Origin of the sequence: Endozoicomonas montiporae CL-33 (assembly GCF_001583435.1) — a bacterium.
GTDB classification, from domain to species: Bacteria; Pseudomonadota; Gammaproteobacteria; order Pseudomonadales; family Endozoicomonadaceae; genus Endozoicomonas_A; species Endozoicomonas_A montiporae.
In genome coordinates this window covers 1,568,265-1,587,276 of record NZ_CP013251.1, presented here as the reverse complement: position 1 = coordinate 1,587,276, position 19,012 = coordinate 1,568,265, and the positions used below count along the sequence as shown (strand labels likewise).

Below are 19,012 nucleotides of genomic sequence, written 5' to 3'. Positions count from 1 at the left end.
TTATGCGTACTTATCCAAGTTCTGTTTTAACCACTCGATTGTGTTCGGGTGAGCAAAGATTCGATCACCCATCTGAAACATTTGCCGTTCTTTTTTAATCCCGAACCGCTTGTTCCATTTCTTCTGGATGCGACCATGATAACGACGACCTTTCATCCAGTTTTTTCTTTCATGCTTCTTTGCTGGTTCAATAATAAACTCTTTCTGAAACGGGTCAGGTATGAGCTGGACACCACCAAAGAAGTTGTCTTTAAACATTGGGTTAATCATGGTTCCTTCCCGTCGTCCGCATAACAAATGCTTCCAGTTCGTTCGCTGCGCTCACCCGATGTGCCTACGGCACACGGCTGAAGCAGGCGTTATGTGTAACCAGATAATTAGGAGTAAATAATAATGAAAAATGAATGGCGAAAATCAGAAAAAGAATTATATATACCTAAAACAAAACCGCAGCTAATTGATATTCCAAAATTTAACTATTTTGCAATTAACGGAAAAGGAAATCCAAATAGTGATTATTTTATTAAGTATATTGAAGCATTATATGCAGCATCCTATTCCGTGAGAATGTCACATAAATCCGGCTTTTCCCTAAGTGACTTTTTTGAATATACTGTTTATCCACTTGAAGGTATTTGGGATATATCAGATGATGAAAAACAAAAAGTTAATGGGGTTTTGAACAAAGATGCTCTTATCTACACTCTGATGATAAGGCAGCCTAGCTTTGTAACAAAAGAATTTGCATCCGAAGCAATAGAAAGAGCATCAAAAAAAAAGGACAATCCTCTTATTCGTGATCTTCAATTTATCTCACTAGAAGATGGGCAGTGTGTTCAAATGCTTCATGTTGGTAGCTTTGATAATGAACCTGAAACATTTAAAATAATGGAAGAGTTTTGTTCTCAAAATAATCTTGAAAGATCTTCAATGCAACACAGAGAGATCTATCTTTCTGATTTCAGGAAAACTCAAACTGATAAATTAAAAACGAATCTTCGCTTCAAGGTTCGGAGAGTCAAGAGTTAAAGTTACACATAACAAATGCTTCCAGTTCGTTCCGGGGCTACGCCCCTCCACCCGACGCCGCCTGCGGCGGCGCGGCTGAAGCAGGCGTTATGTGCCTCCCGCTACTCCACGTTTACAGGGAATTTTCCCATAACTTCCACTGCTGCAATGAGTCCAGCTTTAAAACCATTGATAAAATCAGGGTCGCTGTTTTCAAAGTCATTGATCCTTACTGTGTCTGGCTGACTTCTGGCAATCTCCTGAAGTTTGTCAGTTCGAGACTCAAACCATGCTTCAAGTTGCATAATGATTTTAGCGGCATCCTCATTGATAGATGCTTCTTCGACGGGTTCAAGATCAAGATCAAACATAATTTTTTCCGTTAATTTTCAGGCATCGTGCCAAAGCACCTAACAAATGCTTCCAGTTCGTTCGCTGCGCTCACCCGACCTCACTTCGTTCGGCGGCTGAAACAGGCGTTAGCTGTCTAAAGCGGCTTCAATCCGCCTCATAAAATCCCTGTGATGATCAGGTGGACTCATATCCACATCCATCTGATATGATTTGAACCTATGCTTACACTCAGACAGTAAACGTTTTAGGTCATCAACTTCTGGTCTGCTATTCCAATCTACGGCAAGAAGTTCTGGGTCGTCGTATGTGTCTGTTTCAATAAGACAGCCGATACAACCAATTGTATAGAGTTCTCCACCTACCTGATAACGAGCCTTCCCATTACAGAGTGGACATGGTTTTAAATCATTGTCATTTACCATCAAAAGCTCCTTACTAATCGTCAGCTAACAAATGCTTCCAGTTCGTTCGCTGCGCTCACCCGATGTGCCTACGGCACACGGCTGAAGCAGGCGTTATGTGGAGTCATGCGTCTATAGTGTTTGCGGCATAAATCTTTTGCATAATGCGTCCCCATACACCCTTCTACTTTACAACCTCTGTATGGTTTTTTTGGGTGGTTAGTTGCAAGACTGCCGATTTTCTTTAATCGTGCTTGGTGCGTAGCGCATAAACCATTGGAATGCGTTTTTCTGTTACACCCCTCAATCTCACAGACAGGATCATAAGTTCCATTTGGTAATTTATTAATAGTGAACACATCACCATGACGTTGCCAGCGACGATAATGTTTTGCACACAAGCCTCTGGCTAAAACTACTTTGTCGCACTCAGTAACACTACAAATGTTCACTATGCTTCTTACTCCATTCCACATAACAAATGCTTCCAGTTCGTTCCGGCGCTTCGCGCCTCCACCCGACGCCGCCGTTGGCGGCGCGGCTGAAGCAGGCGTTAGGCTTCTCTCCTCCAAAATGACAATAATGTTCGATTAATATTGAGGCAAAAAGCTCTTATATATCCTTGTTCATTTATTAGAACCTGAAAAAGTATCCGCAAACTTTCACTATAACCTGTATATAATGTCATTAATCCTTGATTGCCAGAATTATGATTTAGCCATATTTGCTCTTGATGCAACCGGAAAATCAACTGGTTAGAAAGCTGTCTTGAAATATAAGATATGAATTCAACTTGCCGGTTATGTAAAGCTCTAACATAAAAATATCTATTAAGAAATGGGAGCCAACTAAATAAACTTCGTATCTTTAATGACGTTAATAACGGTCTGCCAATTAAAATTGACTCACTAGCCTCCAAGTTGAAAATACCATAACCACCATTAATTAAACTTAAATCAAAAGATGGTAAAGTAGTTACCATTGGAGTCATTGACTCAATAAACTCAAGTGGTTTATTGGATACATTATTGCTGCTGATGCATCTATTTTCAGGCATATGCAAATCCAATCCATAAGTACTAATGTTAAAACAAGCAAATTCTTTAGAATGGCGAATTGTTATTTCGACAGTAAAATCAACACCGTGATTATCAAAGTAGTCTATTGTCTCACTAATAGTTCCAGGTATTGCTAAAAATTCTGTCCATTCATAGAATTCTTCAACACTTAAATACTTAAAGAAATATGATCCTGCATTAGTTGATATAAGACTGGTACATATCAATAACTTTATGATAATGATTTTTGCATATTTCATTTATCTATGCTTGAGTTTCCGCCATAAACACAAAGCATAGATGTAGCAACGAAGCCTAACAAATGCTTCCAGTTCGTGGCTTCGCCACCCGACGCCGCCGTCGGCGGCGCGGCTGAAGCAGGCGGTATGTTCACTCAGCGGGTTCATACGTCTTTTCAAAAATGTCTCGTTTGCAGGGGTAAAACTCTCCATTAACACCTTTGATTATCCAGTCGCTCGGTGATGCTTCCATAGTTCCTTCGAGTGTTTCAATATGGAGAAAGCCTATGTCTCTGGTGTGAATCGAATCTTCCGGTGGTTCTTCCCCACCATTCATCCAGTTTTCAATTTGCCCTGCATGAGTTGATGAACCATTGAATTGTACGGCTGTTATGGTCACTTGGCTTCTTTGTAAATCTTGGCATTATTTTTCTCCGGCCTTGTGCAATTCGTGAACCTACCAAAGTTTTCTAGCGGACGTGCCTATGGCACGCCTCTGAAAACGGCGTTAGCTGTCTTGGTTGTGTCCAGCAATAATGGCAAGCATTACAGCTATTAATGGTGTGTCTGCTACTTTAATGCTCACTGTGCAGCCATTAAATTTCATCGCTTGCCAAAGTCTCTGTTCATTCACGGTAACTATATCCAGTAACACTTCGTACTTTTCCAGTAATAGTCCACCTTGCGCCCAATTATCAGATGGTCTGTATGTAGTGTGGTCGTTACCAAATTCGGGTGTAAGCGGTAATTAATGTAGGAAGAAACAACATTTTCTGTCTATTTTAAGATATTGAAAATCTTACAGCCTTCACCATATGCCCGCTCAAGTTATCTCTTCAGAAAACAACGAAACGCAGATCCTGATTACCATCCAGCATGGTGACTCAATGCTTGACTTTGAGACTGCTCTTCAGGGTAGCCTCAACGAAGCAGGCGTGCTTGGGGTAGAAAAACAGCTTGAAGCCATGGACACCGATGGTTCGCCTATAAAAGTAGGCGGGATTACCATGAGCAGCAAGCACAAAAAAGAACCCAAAGTGTATGAAACTTCATGGGGTTCCGTTAAGTTGGCACGCTATGTATATCAAAGCAGTCAGGGTGGTGAAACCTTTTGTCCCCTGGATCAGAATGCGCGAATCATTGTCAACTCGACTCCTGCTTTTGCCCGGCTCGTCAGTTGGAAATATGCACAAATGGCTGCTCCCCAGGTAGAAGAAGACTTACTACAAAACCATGGCCGCAAGAGTAGTCGTTCGACGCTTAGAGATCTGGCTGATGTCGTAGCAAGCATCGCTCAGGCAAAAGAAGAAAAATGGGCATACGACATACCCGATTTGCCTAAGGCAGTAAAAACAATAGGCATCGGCCTTGATGGAGCCAACCTTCTTTATTACGAAGGCTATCGTGAAGCCATGTGTGGCACGATAAGCCTTTATGATGACGAAGGGGAGCGGCTCCATACCATCTATTGTGCAGAGGCACCAGAATACGGCAAGGGAACCTTTAAAAGCAGATTTTCAAGAGAAATCAACAAGGTTAAAGCGCGATATCCTGATGCAGTTTATGTGGGAATTGCTGACGGAGCAGCGGATAACTGGACTTTTTTAGAGCCCTTTACAACCGTGCAGGTGCTGGACTTTTACCATGTCTCTGAATATGTTGCCGGGGCTGCTGAGGCTCTTTATCCCGGCAAAAAAGCATCACAGGAGAGGCATGCATGGTTGAAGCAGAAACTACACGACTTGAAACATGAAAAGGGTGCAGCCAAAAGACTTCAGGAAGAGCTTGATAGTGCAAAGCCAGGCAACAACCGTACTGCGTCTCTGGAAAAGTTAATCAGTGCCAGAACGTATTTCAAAAATCATTGGCATCAGATGATTTATCCGCAAGCGAGAGAGCAGAACTTGCCGATAGGTTCGGGAGTGACTGAAGCAGGCTGTAAAACATTGGTGAAACAGAGAATGTGCCGTTCAGGAATGCGCTGGAAGGAGCAGGGAGCATCGATGTTGCTGACGTTAAGGGCACTGGTTTGCACATCCGGATCCTGGAATGCATTTTGGTCAAAAATGAGCCGTTACGGATTCCCTGTCACACACAACCTTCCTCCAGTACATTAATTAGGCAGCACACCCATTAGCAATGCGTATATTGTTTTAGAGAATAATGCAATTTATATAGATGAAAATATTGAGTCTGAAATTAAAAAAGCACTAAGGTCTATTAATAAGCAGTTTCAAGATCAGCATCATCTAGTTCAAGAAATGTATAGTATATCAAGTGATTTATTCAATCAAAAGCAGTTGACAAAACATAATCTACCTCTTGATTTTGATAAATTCGATCACGATTCAAAAATGATTTGGAAAGTAACTACAACACCTGTTCGCATAAAGTTAAAGACGCAAATTAGGGAAATGTTATTACCAAATAATAGAGAATCAACATAACAAATGGTTCCAGTTCGTTCCGGGGCTGCGCCCCTCCACCCGACGCCGCCGTCGGCGGCGCGGCTGAACCAGGCGTTATACGGCTTGACTTGGTTCAGTGTATTCAATCCGAGCAAACGGATAATCATTAACCTTTTTCAGTTGCGCTTCAGCTTCCGGCAAGGTCATTACATCACTGGCGAATTTGATGTTCTCTCCATAATCTTCATATTTACCAGCAATGACAGAAAAAGCTCTTTCTCCTAAAGTCTGACCTCGACTGAAATTGGGATAACAATCGGGACACCACTTGCAGCCAAATACTTTTACCACGCCACCACAACCTGATTCACAGCTTTTCATTACTCACCCTCGATGCGTTTTTTCTTTTAATCACAGATGGAGTTTCTGAATAACAAGCTTTACAGCAATGACGAAAACCATCCGGTGAATTTTTATACCCGTGACCATTGAAGATGCTTGATTTTTCAGTACTTTTTTAACATCCTTCGCTCATGCCTAAAATCATTTTGACTGATCAGCAAAAAGCAGCTCTGGAATCCCGCCATAAAAAGTCGCAGGATGCCCGAGAGTGTGACCGTATAAAAGCAGTTTTGCTCAGATCTGAAGGTTGGACTCCGTCTTCTATCGCACAAGCCTTGAGAAAAAGTGAATTCACTATTTGTCGCCACCTTGATGACTATCTGAAAAAGGAAAAACTCAAGCCTGACAACGGTGGTAGCGAAAGCTATTTGAATGATGAACAAACCCGGCAGCTAATCGAGCATATTTCTGAACACACCTATGCTCATACGCATCAGATCGTCGCCTACATTTCTGATCGCTGGGACATCAAATACACCGTATCAGGTCTGAACAAGTGGCTGCATCAGAAAGGCTTTACCTATAAAAAACCAAAAGGCGTTCCGCACAAGGCTGATGCTGACAAACAAGCTGAATTTGTCAAACACTATGATGCCCTGAAGGCCTCATTACCAGAGGATGAAGTGTTGCTGTTCATGGATGCAGTTCATCCAACACAGGCCACCAAAATCACTTCAGGATGGATTCGCAAAGGGGTTGATAAGATCATCAACACGACGGGGAGCCGTACCCGATTAAACATTGTTGGCGCCATTGAACTGAACAATCTATCTGCCGCTGTTTTCGATCAGTTCAAGACCGTCAACGGCGAAGCGATTATCAAGTTTTTCAGAACAGTTCGGGCATCCTACGCATCCATGACAGTCATCCATATAGTGCTTGACGGTGCTGGTTATCATCGTTCAAAAGAGGTGGTAGAGGAGGCGGAAAAATTGGGTATAAAACTACATTACCTACCACCTTACAGCCCAAATCTGAACCCGATTGAGCGATTATGGAAGGTGATGAATGAATATGCTCGGAATAATGAATACTTTGCCAAGGCTAAAGAATTTCGAGAAAAGATTAATCATTTTCTGGACGTTACGTTACCTGAAATTGGTGCTTCGTTAGTCAGCAGAATTAACGATAGTTTTCAGAGGCTAAATCCTGCATCTTGAATTCACTTGGGTATATTCCTGAAAAAGAACTCGGTTGTTGGGGTGCTCTCTCTGACTGATTGAAACAAAAGTACGCATTTTAAGCGACTATTATGAAGACAACTTATTATCGCTAAATCCTGCCATCATGCCTGCATCCGTCATTGCCCGTCAGTCAAAAACTATCGTACTGCAAATTGAAGTACCCATTGAATCTAACAACATGCTGAGTCTTGAAGATGGATTGCAGCGAGCGTTGAATGAGGCAGGAGTACTTGGCACTCAAGAATTATTAAAGTTGTTTGAACCACCCAACAACGAACCTATTGTCCTTAACCAGCAAAAATGGAGCTATAAGGGGAAAGTGCTAAAGCACTACGAAACCCTTTACGGATGCGTGCCCATGGAACGCTCTGTCTATCAGGGTGTCAGAGGTGGAGTCACTCTGGCTCCGCTTGATTATCACTCTGGGATTGTTGGCTCAGCTACGCCCAAATTTGCAAAAACTCTCGCCTGGAAGTACAGCCAGATGCCTGCTCCCGCAGTAAAAGAAGATTTTGAAACCAACCATCAAAGAGTGTTGTCAAACTCCTATATCAAGCACTTATCCGACAGGGTCGGTGCATTAATTGAAGATCAAAAAAAGACTCGTTATGATTTACCGCCGTTACCAGAGGCAGTGGAAACCATTGCTATAGGACTTGATGGCACCTGCATGCTGCTTTGCGAAGAAGGCTGGCGAGAAGCCATGTGTGGAACCTTAAGCCTTTATTCTGCCAATGGCGACAGACTTCACACAATCTACACCGCCAGTTCGCCTGAATATGGTAAACAAAGCTTTATGAACAAGCTGGACGATGAGATTGCGGATCTCAAACGTCTCTATCCGCAAGCAACATACATTGGCGTAGCCGATGGAGCTAAAGAAAACTGGCGATACCTGAAGCAGCATACCTCAGCTCAAATACTCGATTTTTTTCATGCCTCAGAGTATCTGGGAGGAGTAGCAGAAGCGTTGTTTCCGAGCAGTAAAGCCAAGAGAAAGCAGTGGCTTGAAGACAAGCTCCACAACCTGAAAAACAAGCGAGGGGCAGCCAAAAAAATACTGAAAGAAATTGAATCTGCCGAACTCCCGAAAAAGACTACTGCACTGATAGAGAAGCGTTACAAGGCGGTGACCTATTTTACGAACAACCATCATTTGATGAAATACCATCAAGCCCTGAAACATAACTGGCCGATAGGCTCTGGAGTGACAGAAGCTGCTTGTAAGACATTGGTCAAACAACGGCTGTGTGGTTCAGGTATGAGGTGGAAACCAGCAGGTGCAGAAGTTCTTCTTGAAACGAGGTCTTTGATCCAGAGTAAAGGGCGTTGGAATCAACTTTGGTCTAGCTTTATGTCAGGCAGGATGATAGTTGATTTTTGAATCAACTATCAAATTGAGAGAGCACCCGGTTGTTGTAGGCCAGTCTTCATTACATTTGTTGCAGTGCTTTTCTTCCATAACTCAACCTCTGTGCAAATCGCCGTATAACAATAAATTCCAGCGGACTGCACCTCCGGCGCAGCCTCTGAATTTGGCGTTAGCTGCCCTCAATAAGTCCGAGTATTTGATTTACTTGCTCAACCGTGGGTCGAACATCTATACCTACCACAATTTCAGTGGCATGCTCGGGGTCGTGAACATAAGGCATATCAAAATCAGCAACAATTTGTTCGTCGCTATGAATGCTCCCATCGCCCCCGTAATATCCGTCGAAATATTTACCATTTGATACAAATTTAATCACGTAAAATACTGTTTGCCCGTTCACTTTTGATTCAGTCTTTGGGGTAGAGGCTTTAAAGGCGTGACCGCATTCGTTACAACCAATGGATAGTTCGCTTTGGTTTGCGGAAATAATTGTGGTGTCTTGGCTCTTACATTTATTGCATTTCATCTTGATCCTCCAATGGCAGCTAACAAAGTTTTCCACCAGACCGCTGCAAGCAGCGGCAGGTGAAAACGGCGTTAGTTTCTAGCAAGCTCCATTAGTTTTTCTATCTGATCTAGCTTTGCTTTCTCGACAGCATTAGCAGCATCACGTAAACATTGAGCCAGTCCATCGTATTATCTTTCATGCTTGAACGTACAAATCAGCTTATGGTTAATACGCAGTTCGTAATCGTTCAGCCCTGTGCTGGGCGCATCTTCAGATGACACATTTTGTATGATTATCATTTTCACTCCGTAGTTCGAAACTAACAAAGTTTTCCAACGGACAGCCTTCGGCTGCCTCTGAAAACGGCGTTATGTGCTAAGGAGTAAAAATTGACAAAACATGTTTGGACTGAAAAAGATGATTTAAAGATCATGTTTGTCTATAAATTTGGATTCGATCACTCTCCCATGAACAAACAGGAAATTGCTGATACCATAGGAGTTTCCACGGGCAGTGTGAATTATCGAATAGGTAATTTCAAAGCAATCGGAGGTGAGGGCAAAGCTACAAATTATGCAAAACTCTCTCTGAAAGTTTTCAACCAATATTCACACCTGCCTATGAAAGAACTTAAAGATATAGCATTTTAGGAATAATTGTCATGGAAAAATATTCCGAATGGCCAAGAGAGTGGAATTGTTCTGAAGACGATGAAAAACTATCGAAAGAACTAACGTCTATCTTTAAAGACTTCTTAACAGCGCTTAAAAAATCAAATCTTTCCGAGAAAACAATCCGACGACATAAATCATCTTGCCATGCTTTAGGTGGATACATAATCAGTGAAATCTTTGGTGGCTCTTATCGGATTCCAGACTGCTACGTAACCAGCAAGCTGATTAATGGTTGAAGTAACCCTTTACCCCGGATTCCGGCGTTATGAACGAACTCAAAGAAGCCGAGGTACAAAGGTAAGCTTTCCTGAGAAATCCCCCTGTGAGGTCTGAGCCATGAACGGAGCAATGACCAGAAGCCTTCCATGGTGTTTACGTGTACTTCATAAATACCATCCTTGTCATCATCCCGGGCGTACTCGCTTTTACCATGACAGACAGATTTATGCTTGTAACCCCACTCTTCAAGGGAGTTGTAAATGCTGTATTCATCAGTGTAAGTTTGGGTTCCCTTGGCTACATGCTTCGTAATGAAAGGCTTTATGGTGGCTTTTCGAACATTATCCAGCATGTTGATAATGACCTGACCTCCTCGCTGAATCATTCCCAGAACGGGAGGCTTGTCTTTTTCGAGAGTTCCTCTGCCCGGAGCTCCTTTTAATCTTCCCCCCTGTGTCAGCATAGTTGTCACCTCTTCTGATTTTTAAAAATCTCACAGGGGGCGGTCAGTGAGCAATCAATGGCCAGCTATTCAGAAGAGTTGAAGCAGTCCGTCATTCAGAAGATGATGCCACCTAATAATACGCCTGTATCGCAGTTGGTTCGTGAAACAGGTATCTCTAACTGGACTCTATACAGTTGGCGAAAAAAAGCGTTATCGCAAGGAGTGCCCGTGCCTGGCAACGGTAAAAATCCAGACCTATGGACACCTGAAAATCAGTTAGCTGTCATCATTGAAACAGCGGCATTAAATCAAGCTGAACTGGCTGAATACTGTCGTAAGAAAGGCATGTTTGCTGAACAAATCCAACAGTGGAAAGAAGGCTTTATCAATCGTAGCCCGGCACAACCTGAAAGTCAGTCGAGTCAGCGTAAAAAGCTGTCTGACGAACACCAGCTAATCCCGCACAACATACGCCTTAAGTCGTATTAAAACTGATTGGTCGTACAGATAATTGATGAGCGCATAAAAACTGCCTCACGCTTTTCGTGCTCCTTTTCCAGTTTGTTTACCCTGAAACCCCGGCTACGATGATCGCTATGATGTGTCGAACTGGATCTTTCTTGCAGCAGTACCGTGAATGATCGCTTGGAACATCTCCTCCCAACTCTCAATCAGCCAGGAAAGAAAGTAACGCAGAATCAATTTCCAGAGATAGGTGCGTGTTCCACGCGCCCTTAGTTTCAGGGCTTTCTGGAAGACCGGGCAACATAGTTGCTGTATTTGATCCACCAGGAAAGCCAGGAAGGTCAGGTAAGCCAGATTGGTTGCCAGGTGCTGCTCACCGTGACCATAGTTGTGTTCAAGTTCGTAGCCTTGGTTCTTCAGGGTATTGAAGGTTTCATTTTCTATGTGCCAACGACATCTTCCTCCTTCGGCTGTGGGGAGTACAGTTTCTTCGGTTAACGGGATGTCGGTTATCCAGCCCCAGGTGTGCCGTTTGCCTTTCTTGTCTGTTTCGACGTAATCAAGCACATTGACGATTTCAACCGGTTCAGTCTTGTTCAGGGGAACCCCATTGGCATAACGGCACCAGTGTTTGGCACCGTTGCCGTCAGTCATCTCAAATCGTTTGACATCGCCCTTCTGATCCAGCGCATCCATAGCCTCAATCATCGAAGTGTGATTGCCATCTTTGGCAACAATGATGTAGTGCCACCCATAACTTCTTATCAGTCGAACTGTCGGGCCATCAGCGTAGAGACCGTCCAGCACAATAACCAGCTTCAATTGTGGGTGATCTCGCTTGATGTCTGAAAGGAGACGTTTGAGGGCATTTTTTTCACAGTCATTCTTGGTTGTGCCATCTTGGTGAACAATGGGCTCGGGGGCCAGAGGCAATACGGTTTCTCTGTCAGGATGGACAATGCAGGCGGCCAGCATCTGGTGATAGTAAGCTTCATTGGCCTTACCTTCATTTTTTATACAGCACTCCTGACAGCGGCACTTGCCGGAGTAGTAAAGCCCTGTCCCATCAATGGCTAACAGGTAATGATCCTTCAGGCCGGCGCAAGAAAAGCGGAAGCCCTTGAGCCCTCCACCCCGCTGTACTTCATTGAACAGCAGCTTGAAAGGTTCTCTCATTGCCCCTGGATCTACAGGATCAAGGGTGGAGCGCATGTAAGTGTCACAGGGTATCCTGCCTTGAACCCGGTATAGATGCTTCAAGTTGAACTTGAGTTCTTCGGTTTTGTTACCTCCGCCAATAAATGACCCCAAATCACCGGTTTGAAATGACCTCTCGATTTACCACTTCATGGCCGAATCCCATAGTGTTATCAGCACTCAGGAAAAGGAGCCATGATCAACCGAGAGGACTACCTTATGATAAAGCAAGCCAGAGACAAAGGCTGCTATCTTGAGGACATTGCCTGCCAGAGAGGTTGCTCTGTCAGTACCGTCAAGAGAGCCCTGCAAAGGCAAGGGCCACCACCCAGACGCAAATCCGGTGTTCGCCAGAGTAAGCTTGATGATTTCAAATCCGTCATTGACGCGTTACTGGCTGAGAATGTCTGGAATGCCGAGGTCATATTTGCCGAAATCAAAGGGCAGGGATATGCCGGTGGCATCACCATTTTACGGGACTATATCCACCCTAAACGCACCCTGCGTGAAAGCAAGGCGACCACCCGTTATGAAACGGCTCCCGGTCACCAGTTGCAGCACGACTGGGGAGAACTGCAGATCGAAGTTGGAGGTGAGCTTCGCAAAGTTTATGTCTCCGTTAATGTTCTGGGCTACTCACGCCGCTTCTATGCCTTTGCTGCTTACAGCAATGATGCGGAACACACTTATGAAAGCCTGATCCGGGCGTTCGAGTGGTTCGGGGGTTCAAGTGCGCAGGTACTGGTTGATAACCAGAAGGCTGCAGTTCTGGAGCATCCTGGTAACGGACAGGTGAAGTTTAATGAAGGTTTTCTGTTGTTGTCTCGACACTACGAGTTTCAGCCTAAAGCCTGCAAACCCTACAGAGCACAGACCAAGGGAAAAACCGAGCGTATGGTGCGCTACGTAAAAGAAAACTTCTTCCAGCGCTATCGCAGCTTTGAAAGCCTTGAGCACTTGAACCAGCAACTGGGAGACTGGCTGACCAACGTAGCAGATGAACGCCATCATGACACTCTGAAAGAAAAAGTGGCTGACCGCTTTGCTAAAGAACAGCCGCACCTTCAAAAGCTACCGGATATTCGTTATGACACCAGCTACCGGGAAACACGACGTGTGCCGGTTGATGGTTACATTAATTTTAAGACGAATCGCTACAGTGTTCCCAGTACTTTGGTTGGTCAGCAAGTCAGTATCCGCATGGGACTTGACCGGCAGCTACGGGTTTATGGCCCGGACGATACCCTCGTTGCCAGCCATCTGCTGGTTGACGCAAAGAACCGCTGGGTACTCGACGCCACCCACCACCGTGCCCTGTATGACGAGATCAAGGTTGAAACCCGTGACCTCAGCCATTATGAGGAGGTGGTGTGATGGAACAGTTAACGACACTGGTCAATCGCCTTAAGCTTGACCACCTGGCTGACAACCTTGATACCCTGTGTGAGCAAGCCAGCAAGAAAGACCTGAATTACCGGGAGTTCCTGGTAGAAGTGCTTTCTACTGAGTGGGCTGGCCGTCACCAGAAAGGGCTTGAGAGTCGTCTAAAGCAAGCCCGGTTACCATGGCTAAAAACATTAGAGCAGTTTGACTACAGCTTTCAGCCGACCGTTGACCGAAAAGTGGTTCGGGAACTCTCCGGTCTTGGTTTTGTTGATCGTGCTGAAAATGTCGTATTACTCGGACCGCCAGGTGTTGGTAAAACACATCTGGCAATAGCTCTGGCTGTTAAGGCAGCAGAAGCCGGACATCGGGTTATGTTCATGAGCCTCGACAAGCTGATGACTACGCTGAAAAAAGCGTTGCAGGAGAACCGGCTTGAAAGACAGATGCAGCAACTGATGTACCCAAAGCTGCTGGTACTGGATGAAATTGGCTACCTTCCTATGGATCAGGATGAAGCCAGCCTTTTCTTCCGACTCGTGACTCGCCGTTACGAAAAGGCAAGTATCATCCTGACCTCGAATAAGAGCTTTGTCGACTGGGGCGAGATCTTTGGCGATCAAGCCATAGCCACTGCGATCTTGGATCGGCTACTGCATCATGCGACAACTCTCAATATCAAAGGTGAGAGTTACCGCCTGAAAGAGAAGCGCAAAGCTGGATTACTGAAAGGCACTTCTGCCAAGAAATAAACCTGAAAACACAGTGAACTTAACCGTTGAAAGCGGGTCAAAAGTATTGCTGAAAACGGGTCATCTCAAACCGGTGGAAGAAGGTCATATTAAAGCGGAGTTAACAGTTTCCCGCTCACGGTCAAACTCCAGCAAGGATGGGTACTTGAGGTGCATCATAGCGAAAGCCGACATCAAGGTGTCCAGCAATGAAATCTTGTCTTTACGGCGGTTTGGGCGGTGGTCTGGAATGCTGTCGAAGCTGTCGTAGATCATCTGGATCATGCTGTCGAGGCACAGATGCTTTCGTGGTTTATGATCAGGCATGGCTCTGAATAACTGATTACGGTCGTCTATCCCCCAAAATTAGACGCAAAAGTCTGCGAATGCTTCAATTTTCTACGCTGCTGAATCCCTTGTGATTACTGGTTGTAATTGAAAGTGCGGGATTAGCTGGACGAACACAAAAAAGACAAGCAAACGATTAAAAAACTGGAACGCGAACTCAAGCGCAAGGACAAGGCGTTAGCAGAGACTGCTGCCTTGCTGGTACTCACAAAAAAGGCCCAAGAGATCTGGGGGGAGCCAGAGGACGATTAGTTTCCCTTCCGGATCGACAGAACGCAGTAAAACTGATTGAGCATGCCGTCAGTGATGGTGCTCGCCAATCAAAAGCTTGTCAGGTTATCGGGCTGTCAGAAAGAACCATTCAGCGATGGACGCAGGAGGGTACAGTGATACCTGACAACCGAAAAAATGCCGACAGGCCAGAACCAGCGAATAAGCTTTCAGATGCTGAGCGACAGGCGATCATAGATGTCTCTAACAGCGAGCGTTTCAAGAGCCTTCCTCCCAGTCAGATTGTTCCTGCACTGGCTGATGAAGGTGAGTACCTTGCGTCTGAGCGGACATTTTACCGAGTGCTCCATGAAGCGGGCCAGCAGAATCGCCGTGGGAAGGCTGCCAGACCTAACCGACATAAGCCGACCTCTTATTGTGCAACAGGCCCTAATCAGGTGTGGACCTGGGATATCACGTATTTAAGGTCTCCGGTAAGGGACCAGTTCTACTACCTGTATCTCGTGATAGACATCTATAGCCGTATGATTGTCACTTGGGAAGTTCATGAAGTTGAGTCAGCTGAGTATGCATCCGAAATGATCACGAAAGCTTGTATAAAACGGGGTATCGGGGCGATGGAGTCACCGTTGGTTTTACACTCTGATAATGGCAGTGCAATGAAGGGCGGAACGATGCTGTCAACGCTGCAAAGTCTGGGCGTGGTGACCTCTTTCAGTCGCCCACGGGTCAGTGATGACAATCCATATTCTGAGGCTATATTCAGAACATTGAAGTACCGGCCTGGTTACCCCCGAAGTCCGTTTGCAGATCTGGAAGCTGCACGCAACTGGGTACATGGCTTCACTCAGTGGTACAACGAAGAGCATAAGCACAGCGGGCTGAAATTTCTGACACCAGCCCAGAGACACAGGGGAGAAGCGAATGAGCTTCTAAATAATCGTAAAGAGGTTTACGAACTTGCAAAGCAGCGTCATCCGGAGCGTTGGGGAAAGCGTTCAACAAGAGACTGGAATCTTGACTGTGAAGTCTGGTTGAATCCGGACAGGTCGATCACTGGTCAACAAAAGGAAGTTGCGTAAGATGAGGCGACAACTTTGTTGACAAATACCGCTTCTTTTTCGGGGAGGGCGCGATAGATTTTTTTAAAGCTTCAGGATGTCCTTTGTGACCTGCGACGATGTACACCTCGTCGAACTCTACCTCTCCCTCAAGAGTAATGTCAGGCTTGCGTTTAACGACAGAGGTTCGCAACAAGGTTGTCATTTCATGTACATCACTCAGTGAAAGGTCAAGTTCTTTAGAAATCTGGCTGTTGGAAACATTGAGTCCCATCAGGTACAGACAGGAAACCCACACCTTAAGAGGCTGATGATGCCCAGCAAAGACAGTATTAGTCAGGTCATCAAAGTAGCGGTCACAATGTTTGCATTGATAGTGTTGGCATTCAGTTTGTACCGTGTCATGCCCGTTCTTTTTTACATGGCCTGAATCACAATGGGGGCAATGAACCACCCCGTCAGGCCAGCGGTTTTCACGGATCATTTCAAAGCAAGTTACATTGCTGATGAGTTCTGAAATTTTACAAATATTCACTGCGTGATCAGCCATTCGCAAGATTTTGATGAAGTGTAGCTCAGCAGTCTGGAATCCGATAAGAGCCTAGCTGCTGATGAGCGTATCAATCATCTTTTGAGCAAAGAAGGGAATACAAAATAAACCCAACTGAGCGGATGAATAGGTAAACGCTGCGAATGCGCCCTGCAGTTTGTGGGTATCATCGGTTTTAAATCCTGCCAGGCTGGTCTCTATACCCTGAAAACGCGTGCTCAGTTCCTTTGATAACCGCGAGCCTAATAACTGAGAGCCTATGATCCTAAATTCATCACTTGAGAATCCCGACTAAACTGTAACCCCATCTGCGAAGAGGGATACAGATGATTTTTCCACCAAAATCTGTTCACCCAAAAGGTGAACTTAAAGAACTCAGCAAAAAGTGCTCAACGACCTCTCTTGAAGTGGACACGTTTGAGGGAAAAATCCATGTTGAGTGGGAACCTGGCGCATCAGTCACACCAATGGGGCAGTTACCCTTTTTTATTCAGTTTTTAAAAACAGGTTGTAGATTTGAACCATGGGTTGAAGATTGCCCTTTAACTTACAAAAGCAATAACGCACCTGAAAAAGTTAATGTAATAGGTTCCCTTTTTCTCTCAATACTCTCAGGTCACAAACGTTATGCTCATATTGGAACGTTAACCGGGGATGGAGTGAATCCCAAATTACTGGGTATGACAAAGGTAGTCAGTGATGATTCTGCTCGTCGGGGTTTACTCAAAATAGATGAGAAAGAAGGTGTTGAATGGATGCAGCATCATTTGCAGGAATGCTATGAACCCTTATTAAAGTTACCATGGATATTAGATGTCGACGTTACGATAAAAACCATTTACGGAAGTCAGGAAGGAGCAGAAACAGGTTATAACCCTCATAAGAAAGGGCGTCCTTCACATACTTATCATTCTTACATGATGGCTAATTTAAAGCTGGTTCTTGATGTTGAAGTTCAGCCCGGTGATAAAGGAAACAGTAAGCATTCATTGCCCGGTTTAATAAATCTATTAAACCGTCTACCAAAAGAGTGTTGGCCTGAATTTGTTCGAGGTGATTGTGACTGGGGCAGTGACAGAGTGATGTCAGAACTCGAACAAGCAAATTGTGGTTATCTATTCAAAGTAAAGAAGACAGCCAACGTCAAAAAGTCCATATACCATGCGCACTGTAGCGGGGGATGGGTTCGCTACAACAGATATTGGGAAGGCAAGGAGTCAGAATTAAAACTAGGTGGTTGGGAGAAATCAAGACGAATCATTATTGTTCGAAGAAGATTATCAGGTGATTCTCTGTTGCTGGAGAAAGAGAATAATAAGAAGCAAAAAGAAATCGCTTTTATCTCAGACCCTGAAAACATCAAACTCTTTGAGTACTCAGTATTAGTGACCAGTCTTGATAATGACGTTGTATCCATCATAGATCATTACAGAGACAGAGCTGACTGTGAAAATAATTTTGATGAAATCAAAAATCACTGGGGATGGGGAGGTTACACAACCAAGGATATAAAGCGATGTCGTATTCTATCAAGGATGGTTGCACTGGCATATAACTGGTGGACTTTGTTTGTAAGACTGAGCAATCCTGATTCGCATAAAGAAGCAATAACCAGCAGGCCATTATTGATGAGTGCTATTGGCAAGTTAACAGAGAGTGGGCGTAAGAAAAAAATAACGATTACCAGTCAGCATAATTTGATAAAAAAGATCCAAACAATGCAGGAAGATCTCTGTGTATTTTTTGATGCCATTAAGAAGACTGCAGCGCAGTTGACTCCAATTGATATCTGGTGCCGAATATTAACGAGGGCTGTGTCGAAATTTTTAACAAAAGGTGAAATTATTACGCCTGTCCAGCTTATTAACTCAAGTTAAGCGAAAGCAAGGTTTAGCAGGATAGTAGCTGGCATTGCTCTCTTAGAGCGCGGTGGGTAATCGCTCAACTGCTGAATTTAGGATGATGGTTAATGCCTGTATACGCGACATTTTTTGGATAAAATCCTCATCCACAATTTCAGCCAGAGAGGCATCCATGCCTTGCACTAATTCCAGATCAGAATGAGCGCTTTCACGCTGGAACGGTTCCATCGTCGTGCACAAGTAAGATAAAACGCCATTATGCCCCTGCGTAAACAGGCAAAAACCAGCCCAGACCACCCCTGCAGACTCCAGCAAATAAGGCACAGTGAACTGATGAACCATCTCGCTGTAGGCCTGCCCGATAAGTGGTAAATGGCCCAACCCTGAAGACACCATAGGTCCCAATATTTTCAGCTGAGTAACGCCTGACAAAGCGGTAGACAATGGTTTGTTATCCGTCAGATCACAGATTGACATGACCTCATCAGCCAAACCAGCCACCCCACCAGCCCCTGCGCCAGCCATACCACCCAAAATAGCGCCATTGACTGCACCAGAAACAAGCGCTCCGCCATATTTTTCCAGCCCGTTTAAATAACCACCCGCAGCCAATGCACCAACAACAAAACCGCACAACTGATTCACGTAATGAGGTAGCGGCAGGTTGCTGGCTGTAGCCGCGCCCATTACGCCTGATGACAGGTAATAGGCATTATTGCCTGCCAGATAATGATTCAATTCATCCGCAATCCCCATGCCCATACCAACAATCATGCCGCCGGATACACTCCATGGATTAGACTTCCCACTGTTAGCCATCCCTCCCGCCAAACCAGTCAGCATAGGCATCACAACCCACTGTGATTTTTGAATAACTTCGTGAAGACCATGGGATACAAGAGACTCTGTATG

24 protein-coding genes are annotated in these 19,012 nt (G+C 44.7%); 11 read left to right on the top strand and 13 right to left on the bottom strand.

The features are described 5' to 3' along the window. A complete protein-coding gene (locus EZMO1_RS06970; protein WP_034874501.1) occupies positions 1-270 on the bottom strand; it encodes a hypothetical protein in 270 nt (89 codons plus the stop codon). A gap of 123 nt (positions 271-393) precedes the next feature. On the opposite strand from EZMO1_RS06970, the gene EZMO1_RS06965 reads away from it, so the two are divergent. Further along, entirely contained in the window at positions 394-1,029 is a 636-nt protein-coding gene (locus EZMO1_RS06965) for a GyrI-like domain-containing protein (RefSeq protein ID WP_034874503.1), read from the top strand. 101 nt (positions 1,030-1,130) lie between these two features. Here EZMO1_RS06965 and EZMO1_RS06960 read toward each other — a convergent pair whose 3' ends face one another. The 5 genes from EZMO1_RS06960 to EZMO1_RS28015 all read right to left on the bottom strand — a co-directional run bounded on the left by EZMO1_RS06960 (position 1,131) and on the right by EZMO1_RS28015 (position 3,730). Next, positions 1,131-1,379 carry a hypothetical protein gene (locus EZMO1_RS06960; protein ID WP_034874351.1) on the bottom strand — a complete coding sequence of 83 codons (249 nt, stop codon included), beginning with the start codon at positions 1,377-1,379 and terminating at the stop codon, positions 1,131-1,133. Positions 1,380-1,487: 108 nt separating this feature from the next. Next, positions 1,488-1,784, bottom strand: a complete 297-nt coding sequence (locus EZMO1_RS06955) for a hypothetical protein (protein ID WP_034874499.1) — start codon at positions 1,782-1,784, stop codon at positions 1,488-1,490. Between the two features lie 532 nt (positions 1,785-2,316). Then, positions 2,317-3,081: a hypothetical protein gene (locus tag EZMO1_RS06950; protein WP_034874505.1), complete on the bottom strand. Its 765-nt coding sequence runs from the start codon at positions 3,079-3,081 to the stop codon at positions 2,317-2,319. Between the two features lie 130 nt (positions 3,082-3,211). Further along, positions 3,212-3,460: a hypothetical protein gene (locus EZMO1_RS06945; RefSeq protein ID WP_145912511.1), complete on the bottom strand. Its 249-nt coding sequence runs from the start codon at positions 3,458-3,460 to the stop codon at positions 3,212-3,214. A 108-nt stretch (positions 3,461-3,568) separates the two neighbouring features. Beyond that, the gene (locus EZMO1_RS28015) at positions 3,569-3,730 is read right to left on the bottom strand and encodes a hypothetical protein (RefSeq protein WP_420809939.1); all 162 of its coding nucleotides are present in this window, start codon (positions 3,728-3,730) and stop codon (positions 3,569-3,571) included. Between the two features lie 145 nt (positions 3,731-3,875). Between EZMO1_RS28015 and EZMO1_RS06940 the strand changes: the two genes are divergently transcribed. Beyond that, a complete protein-coding gene (locus EZMO1_RS06940) occupies positions 3,876-5,177 on the top strand; it encodes an ISKra4 family transposase (protein WP_034874099.1) in 1,302 nt (433 codons plus the stop codon). 405 nt (positions 5,178-5,582) lie between these two features. On the opposite strand, the gene EZMO1_RS06935 is transcribed toward EZMO1_RS06940, so the two are convergent. Next, positions 5,583-5,849 (bottom strand): hypothetical protein, encoded by a 267-nt coding sequence (locus EZMO1_RS06935; protein ID WP_061509323.1) that lies wholly within the window; start codon positions 5,847-5,849, stop codon positions 5,583-5,585. A 152-nt stretch (positions 5,850-6,001) separates the two neighbouring features. Between EZMO1_RS06935 and EZMO1_RS06930 the strand changes: the two genes are divergently transcribed. Then, positions 6,002-7,030: an IS630 family transposase gene (locus EZMO1_RS06930; RefSeq protein WP_034874506.1), complete on the top strand. Its 1,029-nt coding sequence runs from the start codon at positions 6,002-6,004 to the stop codon at positions 7,028-7,030. Positions 7,031-7,157: 127 nt separating this feature from the next. Further along, positions 7,158-8,438 carry an ISKra4 family transposase gene (locus EZMO1_RS25355; protein WP_034873193.1) on the top strand — a complete coding sequence of 427 codons (1,281 nt, stop codon included), beginning with the start codon at positions 7,158-7,160 and terminating at the stop codon, positions 8,436-8,438. Between the two features lie 157 nt (positions 8,439-8,595). On the opposite strand, the gene EZMO1_RS06920 is transcribed toward EZMO1_RS25355, so the two are convergent. Beyond that, positions 8,596-8,952 (bottom strand): hypothetical protein, encoded by a 357-nt coding sequence (locus EZMO1_RS06920; RefSeq protein ID WP_034874507.1) that lies wholly within the window; start codon positions 8,950-8,952, stop codon positions 8,596-8,598. A 371-nt stretch (positions 8,953-9,323) separates the two neighbouring features. Here EZMO1_RS06920 and EZMO1_RS06915 point away from each other — a divergent pair, with 371 nt between their 5' ends. Then, positions 9,324-9,584 (top strand): winged helix-turn-helix domain-containing protein, encoded by a 261-nt coding sequence (locus EZMO1_RS06915; RefSeq protein WP_034874508.1) that lies wholly within the window; start codon positions 9,324-9,326, stop codon positions 9,582-9,584. Positions 9,585-9,595: 11 nt separating this feature from the next. Next, entirely contained in the window at positions 9,596-9,844 is a 249-nt protein-coding gene (locus EZMO1_RS26125) for a hypothetical protein (RefSeq protein WP_145912510.1), read from the top strand. Here EZMO1_RS26125 and EZMO1_RS06910 read toward each other — a convergent pair. Continuing rightward, positions 9,814-10,290 (bottom strand): IS1595 family transposase, encoded by a 477-nt coding sequence (locus EZMO1_RS06910; RefSeq protein WP_061509321.1) that lies wholly within the window; start codon positions 10,288-10,290, stop codon positions 9,814-9,816. The genes EZMO1_RS26125 and EZMO1_RS06910 overlap by 31 nt on opposite strands. A gap of 57 nt (positions 10,291-10,347) precedes the next feature. Between EZMO1_RS06910 and EZMO1_RS06905 the strand changes: the two genes are divergently transcribed. After that, positions 10,348-10,761: a transposase gene (locus EZMO1_RS06905; RefSeq protein ID WP_061509320.1), complete on the top strand. Its 414-nt coding sequence runs from the start codon at positions 10,348-10,350 to the stop codon at positions 10,759-10,761. Positions 10,762-10,866: 105 nt separating this feature from the next. On the opposite strand, the gene EZMO1_RS06900 is transcribed toward EZMO1_RS06905, so the two are convergent. Further along, positions 10,867-11,997 carry a transposase gene (locus EZMO1_RS06900; protein WP_222842208.1) on the bottom strand — a complete coding sequence of 377 codons (1,131 nt, stop codon included), beginning with the start codon at positions 11,995-11,997 and terminating at the stop codon, positions 10,867-10,869. Between the two features lie 132 nt (positions 11,998-12,129). Here EZMO1_RS06900 and istA point away from each other — a divergent pair, with 132 nt between their 5' ends. Then, positions 12,130-13,308: an IS21 family transposase gene (gene istA, locus EZMO1_RS06895; RefSeq protein WP_034874476.1), complete on the top strand. Its 1,179-nt coding sequence runs from the start codon at positions 12,130-12,132 to the stop codon at positions 13,306-13,308. Next, positions 13,308-14,069, top strand: coding sequence for an IS21-like element helper ATPase IstB (gene istB, locus EZMO1_RS06890; RefSeq protein WP_034873160.1), 762 nt, complete (start codon positions 13,308-13,310; stop codon positions 14,067-14,069). Before istA ends, istB begins: the two co-directional genes overlap by 1 nt. 84 nt (positions 14,070-14,153) lie before the next feature. On the opposite strand, the gene EZMO1_RS06885 is transcribed toward istB, so the two are convergent. Then, the gene (locus EZMO1_RS06885) at positions 14,154-14,375 is read right to left on the bottom strand and encodes a hypothetical protein (RefSeq protein WP_061509316.1); all 222 of its coding nucleotides are present in this window, start codon (positions 14,373-14,375) and stop codon (positions 14,154-14,156) included. 248 nt (positions 14,376-14,623) lie between these two features. On the opposite strand from EZMO1_RS06885, the gene EZMO1_RS06880 reads away from it, so the two are divergent. Further along, a complete protein-coding gene (locus tag EZMO1_RS06880; protein WP_145912508.1) occupies positions 14,624-15,709 on the top strand; it encodes an IS3 family transposase in 1,086 nt (361 codons plus the stop codon). On the opposite strand, the gene EZMO1_RS25350 is transcribed toward EZMO1_RS06880, so the two are convergent. Next, a complete protein-coding gene (locus EZMO1_RS25350) occupies positions 15,681-16,223 on the bottom strand; it encodes an IS1/IS1595 family N-terminal zinc-binding domain-containing protein (protein ID WP_222842207.1) in 543 nt (180 codons plus the stop codon). The genes EZMO1_RS06880 and EZMO1_RS25350 overlap by 29 nt on opposite strands. Before the next feature lie 341 nt (positions 16,224-16,564). On the opposite strand from EZMO1_RS25350, the gene EZMO1_RS25345 reads away from it, so the two are divergent. Further along, entirely contained in the window at positions 16,565-18,115 is a 1,551-nt protein-coding gene (locus EZMO1_RS25345) for a transposase (RefSeq protein ID WP_082211531.1), read from the top strand. 42 nt (positions 18,116-18,157) lie between these two features. On the opposite strand, the gene EZMO1_RS06865 is transcribed toward EZMO1_RS25345, so the two are convergent. Further along, positions 18,158-18,919 (bottom strand): hypothetical protein, encoded by a 762-nt coding sequence (locus EZMO1_RS06865; RefSeq protein ID WP_145912507.1) that lies wholly within the window; start codon positions 18,917-18,919, stop codon positions 18,158-18,160. Positions 18,920-19,012 lie beyond the last annotated feature (93 nt).